Origin of the sequence: Chryseobacterium rhizosphaerae (assembly GCF_003385455.1) — a bacterium.
Lineage (GTDB): Bacteria > Bacteroidota > Bacteroidia > Flavobacteriales > Weeksellaceae > Chryseobacterium > Chryseobacterium rhizosphaerae.
On record NZ_QNUF01000026.1, the window covers coordinates 73,283 to 80,880 of the forward strand.

A 7,598-nucleotide genomic window follows, 5' to 3' on the forward strand; every position below is an offset into this window, starting at 1 on the left:
AGTTGGAGGAATCTTGAATTACAATTGAACCTTAAACTTTGAATTTTACAATATGAAATGTGGAATCGTAGGCCTGCCGAATGTAGGTAAATCAACTCTTTTTAACTGTCTGAGCAATGCAAAAGCTCAATCAGCAAACTATCCTTTCTGTACTATTGAGCCGAACCTTGGAACGGTTTCTGTACCGGATCAGAGATTGTTTGAACTGGAGAAAATCGTAAAGCCTGAGAGAGTTTTACCAGCTGTAGTTGAAATCGTTGATATTGCAGGTCTTGTAAAGGGAGCCAGCAAAGGAGAAGGATTGGGAAACCAGTTCCTGGCCAATATCCGTGAGTGTGAAGCCATCATCCACGTTCTAAGATGTTTTGATAACGGAAACATTATTCATGTTGAAGGTTCTGTAGATCCGTTAAGAGATAAAGAAATTATTGATATCGAATTGCAGCTGAAAGACCTTGAAACAGTAGGGAAAGCAGTGGAGAAAGCTAAAAAATTTATCAAATCTGGAAAGAAAGAAGATTTATTGACGTACGAAACGCTTCAAAATCTTCAGAAATTCCTTGAAGACGGTAAAAATGCAAGAGAATTTGCAATGGATGATTTCGCAAAATCAGTGATCTCAGAAGTGCAGCTTCTAACCAACAAACCCGTATTGTACGTTTGTAATGTTGATGAAAACTCAATTAAAAACGGAAACGACTGGATTGGTAAGATTGAAGAAATGGCTAAAAATGAAGGTGCTGAAGTTGTGGTTTTAGCCGCTCAGATTGAAGCTGATATCAACGAATTGGAAACTTTCGAAGAAAGAGAGATCTTCCTTGAAGAATTAGGCCTTACAGAACCGGGAGTAAACCGTTTGATCAGAAAGGCTTATGACTTATTAAAACTTCAAACGTATTTCACAGCTGGGGTAAAAGAAGTAAGAGCATGGACTATCGGACAAGGATGGACAGCTCCTCAGGCAGCAGGAGTAATCCATACAGACTTTGAGAAAGGATTTATCCGTGCTGAAGTAATCAAGTATGAAGATTATTTGACTTATGGTTCTGAAGTAAAAATCAAAGAAGCCGGAAAACTTTCTGTAGAAGGTAAAGAATATATCGTTCAGGATGGTGACATCATGCACTTTAGATTCAACGTATAAGAGAAAAATATTAAAGTTAGTTTGTAATAAAAAAACGCTTCCATGAATTTGGGAGCGTTTTTTGCGATACCGGAAATATAAACATGGATTATTGTTTGGATTTCTTTTTTACTGATAAAAAAACGCTTCCATATGGGAAGCGTTTCATTATCATTATATTATTCAAGTTCTATAGGTCCCGGCTGGCACTGTGGCTCTGCACAGCTTAGAGAGTATCTCTTACATTGTAGGTTTGCAAGTAAACACATTTCTTTTCCTCCGGTGATAATTCTTAGTTCTTTTTTGTTTAATTTTTTCCCGTTGTTTAATGTTTGATTTTTCATTGTCTTGATTTTATAGGTTAGTTGTTATAGGTATTTTTTTAAATAGTATTTATATTATGGTAAAAGAGGATCTGGTACATATCTGCACTGTCGCTCTGCACAGCTTGCTCCAACAATTCTGCATAAACCTGTCGTAAGATCAACACACTGTAGTAAACCACCTGTAATCGTTCTTAGCTCTTTTTTATTTAATTTTTTGCCATTGTCTAGGTTCTTGTTTTTCATAGCACTTAATTTTAATTGGATTGAGTGAATTTATTCTTAGAAGTTGTATAAACTTCATAAAATAAAACGGTTATATCAAAGTCTTTTAAAACTTTTTTAGTTATTTTAAGTTGCCCACTTTGTATAGCGTGAGCAGACTTAAGTTTTTTATAGTAAAAAGTTTTGGCAGCTTTTTATTCTATAAGTTGTGGTCTGCATACTTTTTGAGCGCAGCCTACAGAAATTGTGGTACAGTTTCTGGGATCACCAGGTGGATAGGTTTCACATGGCCACTCAGGACATAAGACAGGCTGCATACAGTCAAGCATACCCCCTGTAATCATTTTTAACTCTTTTTTGTTTAGTTTTTTCCCGGCTTGTAAAATTTGTTTTTTCATGGGTCTGATTTTTAATGACTTAGTTTTCACGAATGTAATAAAAATAAATGAGCGTAAATCACTTTTTGTAGAGAAATGACTAATTATTTTCACGATACGCTGAAATATTAATAATTAGGTCCACATTCAATCTGCCTATTATCAGATATGCTTTTTGATTTTGGAACTCCGGGGCGGCTGGATCTTGAGGAGTTTATGCAAAAAAATGATAAGTTCAATGTCAATTTGGAACGTTTTGCATTTCTCGCAGGACGCAGTTTATCAGCTTTTAAGAGAGACTTTAAAAAAAATCTTCAACGAGACCCCTAACCGATGGTTAATTAAAAGAAGGCTGCAGGAAGCATTATTTCTGATTAAAGAGAAAAAGCAGAGACCAACAGATATTTATATTGATTTAGGCTTTGAAGATCTTTCCCATTTTTCTTTTGCATTCAAGAAAGAGTTTGGGATCTCAGCGAGTAGTTTGTCATAGTACTGAAATTATTTCCGGTCTTCTTAGTGTTTTTAACTCAAAGGTTTCCATAACTTTGTATATTTGAATTTTACAAATCATCTGCTATGGAAAAGATAGCTCATACTTCACTGGAAGATTTTTATAGAGAAATGGCGGCCAAGCTGGGGAAAGACCTTGAAAGTATTTTCCCAAAAGGACTTCATAAAGACATCGGACATTTTAATGTTTTTGATATTGCCCAAACTATTGAAAGGATAAAGACCACGTCAGAAATGCCTTACAATAGAAGGAAGTATTATAAAATAAGCTTTATCAGAGGCAGAAACAGAGCTGAATATGCCGATAAAGTTATTTCCATACAGCAGAATGCTTTATTGTTTGCAACCCCTAAAGTTCCTTATCACTGGGTTCCGGAATCTTCCGAACAGTCAGGAAGTTTTTGTGTGTTTACCGAAGACTTTTTCATAAAAGATAAATCCTATAACAGTCTGGAAGACCTTCCGATCTTTCAGCCCGGAGGAGTACCTGTCTTTGAGATTGATGATGAGATGGCTGAAGAAATTGAAATTCTTTTTAAAAAAATAAAAAAAGAGATTGCTTCAGATTATATCTACAAATATGACCTGATTAGAAATTATGTACTGGAACTGATTCATTATGGGCAAAAGCTACAGCCCGCATCCAATATTTCAACTTCAAACGATGCTTCCATGAGGGTGGTTTCTTTATTTATAGAATTACTGGAAAGACAGTTCCCCATTGAATCTACAGAACAGAGATTGCAGTTAAAGACGGCAAAAGACTATGCAGGCAGACTGGCTGTTCATGTCAATTATTTAAATAAAAAGCTGAAAGAAAGCACGGGGAAAACGACTACCGAATGTATTGCGGACCGCATTATCCAGGAAGCTAAAATCCTTTTAAAACAGACTCAATGGAATGTTTCTGAGATTTCTTATGCTTTGGGTTTTGAAGAGATTGCTCACTTTTCAAACTTTTTTAAAAGGAAAACAACATTTGCCCCACTGGAATTTCGTTCATGATTTGAATTTTGCAAATTTCAGATTGATTCAAGCAAATAGTTCAAGACGAAAATACCTCAACTTTGTAACATCAAAATAATCAAAATAAAATGGACACAAAAGCAAATATTGCATTGGTAACCGGAGGAAGCCGAGGCTTGGGTAAGAATTCTGCACTTAAAATTGCTCAAAAAGGATTGGACGTTATTATTACCTATAGAAGCAATAAAGAAGAAGCGGAAGCTGTAGTAGAGGAAATTAAAGCTTTGGGAAGAAAGGCGGCGGCTTTTCAGCTGGATACAAAAGATATAAAGAGCTTTGACGGATTTGTGAAGGCGGTTACGGATCATTTACAGCAAAATACCGGAAGTTCGAATATCGATTACCTGATCAATAATGCAGGGACAGCTTTATATTCACCTATTACCGAAGTTACCGAAGAGCAGTTGGATGATATCGTGGATATTCATTTCAAGGGTGTGTTTTTCTTAACCCAAAAACTGTTACCGTTTATCAATGATGGCGGGGGAATTGTAAATATTTCTTCAGGGTTGGCCAGATTTGCTACACCGGGATCATCTGTTTACGGTTCTATAAAAGCAGGCGTGGAAATGCTTACAAAGTATATGGCTAAGGAATTGGGAACCAGAAGAATCAAAGCTAATGTAGTAGCGCCGGGAGCTATAGAAACTGATTTTGGAGGAGGAAGAGTAAGGGATAATAAAGATATAAACGCCGTAGTTGCAGGTGCTACAGCCTTAGGAAGAGTAGGGCTTCCTGACGATATTGGTGGAGTAGTGGCCTTTTTATGTACCGAAGATGCAGGATGGATTAATGGGCAAAGAATTGAAGCCTCAGGAGGAATGTTTTTATAAGCAGTCTGAAACGATATAGAAAAAAGAACCAACCTGATAGGGCTGGTTCTTTTTTTATGTATCTGTTGAATCTAGTTTATGGGTAAGATAGGACCAATGATTTCGATGGGATCAACGGGAGTAGGGGGCTGACACTGGGGTTCTTTGCAACCCGGTCCGTAGTATTGGCAACGTGTACCGGAAATGATACATCTTACAAGCCCTCCAGTGATCATTTTCAATTCTTTTTTATTTAACTTTTTTCCTTTGTCTAATTTTTGATTTTTCATAGTTTTGATTTTAAATGAGTGATTCGGATATTATTGTGGTCTGCATATTTTTTGCCCGCAAAAAGGGGAAATCATCGAACAGCCATTTTCATCAACATGAGATTCACACGGTTCAAGATTCGGACTGCAGATAACCTGAGCTGGCATACAGTCCAGCATACCTCCGGCAATCGTTTTCAATTCTTTTTTGTTCAGTTTTTTTCCTTTTGTTAAGATTTTCGCTTTCATAGGATGTTTATTTGTTTGATTTTCACTAAGATATATAAAATAATTGAAATATATCACATTGTGTGGATAAAAGTAGATGATTATTCACTTATAATCGTTGTTTTTAACGTTATGAAAGGGATTGAAAAAATAAAAGAACCGACTGTAGCCAGCCGGTTCGAAGTATGGTAAATATAATGTATCAGGAAAGAATACTTACACTTTTGAAAGATTTTCAATAGCCTTTTCCAGTGTTTCCTGCTTCTTGGCAAAACATAATCTGATAACATTTTCATTGACCTTGTTTTTGTAAAAGGAAGAAAAAGGAACGCTTGCAACTTTATGTTCAACGGTTAGCTGAGTTGCGAAGTCAAAATCATTTTTATCAGAGATCTTATTGTATTTGACAGCCTGAAAGTAAGTTCCTTCACAATCCAGTAATTCAAAAGAAGTCCCGGAAAGGCCTTTTCTCAGAAAATCTCTCTTTTCCTGAAAGAACTGATTAAGATGAGTATAATGTTCATCATTTTTCATGTATTCTGCCAGGGCAAGCTGAATAGGAGTGTTGACACAGAAAACATTAAACTGATGAACTTTTCGGAACTCATCGGTTAAGTTTTTGGGAGCTGCACAATAGCCTACTTTCCAGCCTGTAACATGGAAAAGTTTTCCAAATGAGGCTACCAGAAGGCTTCTTTCCTTAAGTTCAGGATACTGGCATATGCTTAAATGCTGTTTTCCGTCAAAAACAATATTTTCATACACTTCATCGCTTAAAATAAGAATTGAACTACCTTTTACGAGTTTGATAAGTTCTTGAATATCATTTTCTTTCAGGATTTTCCCGGAAGGATTATTAGGATTGTTAAGAATGATCATTTTGGTTTTTTCGCTGATCAGATTCTGTACAGCATTCCAGTTGATCTCATAGTCTGGAGCTTTCATCTCAAAGCGCTTTACGATACCTCCGAACAGCTCCACTGTAGGTTCATAACAATCATATGCAGGTTCAAAAATAATGACCTCATCTTCTTTTTTAATAAAAGCGGCAATAGCTGTGAAAATGGCCTGAGTACCTCCTGCAGTAATGGTTATTTCTGTATCGGGATGATAAGTTGCCTGATGGCTGTTTTCAATTTTTCTGGCAATTTCCTCCTTTAATCCAATCATTCCTCCCAATGGAGCATACTGGTTGAACCCCTTTTTTATGAAATGGTCTACATGGTTTAAGAGTTCCATATCAGGCATGAAATCAGGAAATCCCTGAGAGAGATTGATGGCTTCATTTTCATTGGCCAGCTGAGTCATCTGGCTGAAAATGGTAGTTCCCACATTGGAAAGTTTTGATAGAGGAAGTTGTATCATAAAAGCGATTTTTGCTGTATCGAATTTAATGAAATATTTAAAACAGTTTGAGGTTATCGGAAATTAAATCAAGAATTCTCTCCAAATCTAAAGAGAAACTCATATTTGATTTGAGTTGAAGGAAGAAAACCTGATTCCATAAAAATTCAATGTACTGTCGAGGAAGATTAGTGGAGAAAAATTAAATAAACATTTGTTTAAAAAGATGCTTTTTCTCTTTTTGTTTTGATGGAAGATGCCTACATTTGTTAGACCAATAACCCATTTAAATCTATGAGAATGAAGATTAAGAAGATTAAGAAGATTGAGTTTCCACAAAAATCAGTGCTAGCTAAAGACAAAAAGGATTTTGATTATGTTGACAGCTTTGCCGGGGAACTGATGAGCAGCCACTCAAATATTGACATCTCAGAAGTTGGAAAAGCTTTTTTTATCAGTGGCCCGAAGTGGGGAAAGAAAATGTTTGCCTTCAGGAATAAAGTAGTGAGTTTATTTGGACTAAAAACCGGAGTAGAATCTGATAAAACTCAGGCTGACGATCACTTTCAATGTGAAGTAGGAGAACGTATGGGAATCTTTACCGTATTTGAAAAAACAGAGAATGAAATTATACTGGGCGAGGATGATAAACATCTTGACTTTAGAGTTTCCCTGCTGTTTGATAAAACCCGGGATGATAATACTGAGAAATCACTGACCATTTCTACTACTGTAAAATTTCATAACTGGCTGGGCGTCTTGTATTTTTTACCGGTCCGTCCTTTTCACAGGCTGATCGTTCCTGTCATGCTGAAAAATGTAATCGGTAAGCTGGAAACCAGATAGGAATTTATTTTGTATCATATATTGGGTGTCATTTCCTGCATCTGATAATAATGTACTGCCTTTTCTTTTAAAGGGTTACTGCTCCATTCTTCCCAGGTATTGGTATAAGGATCATACCCACATTTCAGAGGCGCTGAGTATATATTGGCAGGTTCATCCAGATAGGCCCGGCAATCGGTACATACATGACGGAATTCGCAGTCTTTACACTTTGAGATGCTGTCTTTACCGAGAGTCCAGTATTTTTTAAAATCCGGTTGGGCTACAGCATCTGCTAAAGCAGCATCCTTTATATGTCCACTATTACCGACGATACAAAGGTCAATTGTAGCAAAATGATAAAAGTGGATGCCGAGCCGCTTGTGAAATATATTACAAAAGAAAACCTGCCGCAGAGGCAGGTTAACATTCAGTCGGATTTTATTATCTAATGGTTATTAGAACAGTATACTGATCATCTGTTGAAAATAGTAGACAAAGGTCATCTTTATAATTATCTTCAGTATAAAATT

10 protein-coding genes are annotated in these 7,598 nt (G+C 36.3%); 5 read left to right on the forward strand and 5 right to left on the reverse strand.

Annotated elements, in window-relative coordinates; genetic code table 11:
* The first annotated feature begins 52 nt into the window (after positions 1 to 52).
* Positions 53 to 1,144 carry a redox-regulated ATPase YchF gene (gene ychF / locus DRF57_RS18660; RefSeq protein ID WP_047485815.1) on the forward strand — a complete coding sequence of 364 codons (1,092 nt, stop codon included), beginning with the start codon at positions 53 to 55 and terminating at the stop codon, positions 1,142 to 1,144.
* A gap of 158 nt (positions 1,145 to 1,302) precedes the next feature.
* Here ychF and DRF57_RS23925 read toward each other — a convergent pair whose 3' ends face one another.
* The 3 genes from DRF57_RS23925 to DRF57_RS18670 all read right to left on the reverse strand — a co-directional run bounded on the left by DRF57_RS23925 (position 1,303) and on the right by DRF57_RS18670 (position 2,069).
* Entirely contained in the window at positions 1,303 to 1,467 is a 165-nt protein-coding gene (locus tag DRF57_RS23925) for a hypothetical protein (protein ID WP_167449386.1), read from the reverse strand.
* Positions 1,468 to 1,521: 54 nt separating this feature from the next.
* Entirely contained in the window at positions 1,522 to 1,692 is a 171-nt protein-coding gene (locus DRF57_RS18665) for a bacteriocin (RefSeq protein ID WP_115920161.1), read from the reverse strand.
* 173 nt (positions 1,693 to 1,865) lie between these two features.
* Complete coding sequence (locus tag DRF57_RS18670) at positions 1,866 to 2,069, reverse strand: hypothetical protein (RefSeq protein WP_115920163.1); 204 nt, start codon at positions 2,067 to 2,069, stop codon at positions 1,866 to 1,868.
* 217 nt (positions 2,070 to 2,286) lie between these two features.
* On the opposite strand from DRF57_RS18670, the gene DRF57_RS18675 reads away from it, so the two are divergent.
* From DRF57_RS18675 to DRF57_RS18685, 3 genes are all read left to right on the forward strand, one after another.
* A complete protein-coding gene (locus DRF57_RS18675) occupies positions 2,287 to 2,541 on the forward strand; it encodes a helix-turn-helix domain-containing protein (protein WP_307724826.1) in 255 nt (84 codons plus the stop codon).
* 86 nt (positions 2,542 to 2,627) lie between these two features.
* Positions 2,628 to 3,566 (forward strand): helix-turn-helix domain-containing protein, encoded by a 939-nt coding sequence (locus DRF57_RS18680; protein ID WP_115920165.1) that lies wholly within the window; start codon positions 2,628 to 2,630, stop codon positions 3,564 to 3,566.
* An 89-nt stretch (positions 3,567 to 3,655) separates the two neighbouring features.
* Positions 3,656 to 4,420 carry an SDR family NAD(P)-dependent oxidoreductase gene (locus DRF57_RS18685; protein ID WP_115920167.1) on the forward strand — a complete coding sequence of 255 codons (765 nt, stop codon included), beginning with the start codon at positions 3,656 to 3,658 and terminating at the stop codon, positions 4,418 to 4,420.
* Between the two features lie 299 nt (positions 4,421 to 4,719).
* Here the strand turns inward: DRF57_RS18685 and DRF57_RS18695 are convergent, their stop codons facing one another.
* Positions 4,720 to 4,917, reverse strand: coding sequence for a bacteriocin (locus tag DRF57_RS18695; RefSeq protein WP_047485801.1), 198 nt, complete (start codon positions 4,915 to 4,917; stop codon positions 4,720 to 4,722).
* A 195-nt stretch (positions 4,918 to 5,112) separates the two neighbouring features.
* Positions 5,113 to 6,261, reverse strand: coding sequence for a methionine aminotransferase (locus DRF57_RS18700; protein ID WP_115920169.1), 1,149 nt, complete (start codon positions 6,259 to 6,261; stop codon positions 5,113 to 5,115).
* 279 nt (positions 6,262 to 6,540) lie between these two features.
* Here DRF57_RS18700 and DRF57_RS18705 point away from each other — a divergent pair, with 279 nt between their 5' ends.
* Positions 6,541 to 7,086 carry a DUF2867 domain-containing protein gene (locus tag DRF57_RS18705; protein WP_115920181.1) on the forward strand — a complete coding sequence of 182 codons (546 nt, stop codon included), beginning with the start codon at positions 6,541 to 6,543 and terminating at the stop codon, positions 7,084 to 7,086.
* Positions 7,087 to 7,598 lie beyond the last annotated feature (512 nt).